Raw genomic sequence first — 292 nt, forward strand, 5'->3', positions numbered from 1 at the left:
TGTAAGTGGTGTAACGTTATACAGTGGCAAATATGCATCTATGTATAATTGGGATCGTGCTGCAGCAGAAAGAGCAGATGGCATTCAGCCGTTTAACGCACTTGCTGTAGGTGGTGTGAATAATAATATATCTCCAGCACCAGACGGACAAACGTTTGATATAAGTACTGAAAAAGAAGTGAAAATCTTTAGGAATATACGAGCAATGCAGGGAGTTAACTTAGGTGGCGGTGGATTCCAACAATGGGGGCATATTCGTTTTACAGACGGTAATGCTGGAGCTGGTTTTTAT

Annotated in this window: 1 protein-coding gene; it reads left to right on the top strand. The window is 41.4% G+C overall.

Going from position 1 to position 292, the window contains the following annotated elements; all coding sequences use genetic code 11:
* Window positions 1-292: hypothetical protein (locus tag ACS2CR_RS34535; RefSeq protein ID WP_438906171.1), on the top strand; the 292-nt coding region annotated here is incomplete at both ends.

Origin of the sequence: Bacillus cereus group sp. BceL291 (assembly GCF_051776705.1) — a bacterium.
GTDB classification, from domain to species: domain Bacteria; phylum Bacillota; class Bacilli; order Bacillales; family Bacillaceae_G; genus Bacillus_A; species Bacillus_A cereus.